This window comes from Acinetobacter sp. CIP 102529, assembly GCF_000368325.1.
GTDB lineage: Bacteria > Pseudomonadota > Gammaproteobacteria > Pseudomonadales > Moraxellaceae > Acinetobacter > Acinetobacter parvus.
In genome coordinates, this window is sequence record NZ_KB849354.1 from 505,881 (window position 1) to 507,575 (window position 1,695).

1 protein-coding gene and 2 pseudogenes are annotated in these 1,695 nt (G+C 34.5%); 1 reads left to right on the plus strand and 2 read right to left on the minus strand.

Annotation, left to right across the window (positions count from 1 at the left end; all coding sequences use genetic code 11):
• Positions 1 to 228 (plus strand): annotated as a pseudogene (locus tag F972_RS04560) (IS4 family transposase); the annotation flags it as partial.
• Positions 229 to 262: 34 nt separating this feature from the next.
• Here the strand turns inward: F972_RS04560 and F972_RS04565 are convergent.
• Positions 263 to 1,309, minus strand: coding sequence for an ABC transporter ATP-binding protein (locus F972_RS04565; RefSeq protein ID WP_004756081.1), 1,047 nt, complete (start codon positions 1,307 to 1,309; stop codon positions 263 to 265).
• A gap of 120 nt (positions 1,310 to 1,429) precedes the next feature.
• Positions 1,430 to 1,695 (minus strand): annotated as a pseudogene (locus F972_RS04570) (integrase core domain-containing protein); the annotation flags it as partial.

Genomic DNA, 1,695 nt, shown 5'->3' on the forward strand with positions numbered 1-1,695 from the left:
GCTATAAGCTTCTGTTGGTGTTACTTAACGGGTGAATGGCAACATAATCAAAAAAAAGCGATAAAAATAAAGAAGCATGGACGACTCTCAATGAGTTTATTTCGCTATGGTTTAGACTATGTTCAAATGGCGATTCAGCATTTAATTGGTTTTGGGAAAAAAGAAGAGTTTAAGGAAATTTTGGCAATTTTAAGAAAGCAGAATCCTGATAGGATAAGGGTTCTGTGAAATTTGTCGTGTACAGAGGTCTAAAAATATAAATTTACTTCAAAGCTTGATCCAAATTTTCTAAATTCAAAACTATCGAACTCACTACGCTTCTATCGAACTCTACTCGATCCTGCTCTTCATGAACTCCCTTATTAAGATATCTCCATTCTCGACACTCCCCGCTAATCCCTAACAAAGCTTCTAATGGTTTAAAAACACTTTCTTTTTGAGCATGAACAAAATCTTTTTTTTCAATTCTAGTTTTCAATTGTTCAGTAAGATTTCTTAACTCTATTGAAGAGGTAGCAGATCGTAATTTTAAACTCAAATTTCCATCACCATGCTTACTTACATACTTCCAAACTTTCCCTTTAGTTATTGCTTCTAAAGCTTGTCTTGACTTTGTTAAAGCATCACGAATTTCATTTTGATTAATGTGCTCTCTAGCAGCAACAATATAATTACGAGGTGCACAATTAAAATTAATATTGATATGCGGCTCACCCAATCTTGGTAGAAAACTAAATGATTTTGTTAACTTCACTCGTTCCACTGAAAGTAGATTGTGAATATCTTTGAAGAATTCTTCCCCATGGCAAGTTAATAATATTTGCTTATTAGCAAAGAACTTATCTTCAAAGAGTGTTTTTCGGATTGCTTCACGATGTTCATCATCTATGGCATTAACAGGGTCATCAAAAATCAATAATGGTGACTCTTCTTTAAGATTTTTTGCCAATAAAATTGCTAGTCCTAAACATCGAATATGCCCCTCACTAAGTATATGCAGCGCATCAAAAAAAACTTCTGGATTGCTTTTAAATGCAATTTCCATTCTCTGATTCTGGTTTATTGGTAGTCTTACTTCTGCTAGCAATTCACTATCCGTATCGTTTCGATTAAAAGCATTGTAAAGATCAATAATCACTCCTCCTAAATCTTTAACTAAACGCAGAGGTAATTCATTGCAGTATGTTTCCAACTTTTTAACAAAGTCAGCATAAGCGTTGGATATAATCTTATTTCGACTAACTATTAATTTTTCAGTTTCAACATCTGTAATAAGCTGCTCATTTTGTTCTTCAAATGTACTAATCATGGACTGAGCGATACTTATAGCCTGAGTCGCTGATTGTCTACGTGTTTGAAGTATAGTTAAGAGGTGGTCCCACTTGTTTGAACAACTAAAAGCGTATTTATAAGTGATATTCCGCTCTAGTTAAGCCACCTTGTTTTGTTGGGGTAGCTGATCATAGTAAAACTCATTTAGCCTTGCGAAGCAGTGCTTCTCATGTCTAGACTCGAATGAGGTCGTTTCAAATTATAAAACTCAAAATATGCACTTAATTGCTTTTTCGCATCTGTGACACTGCTATAAGCTTTGAGATACACCTCTTCATATTTAACGCTCCGCCATAATCGTTCAACCATCACATTATCTACCCATCGACCTTTACCATCCATACTGATTTGAATGCCATTTGA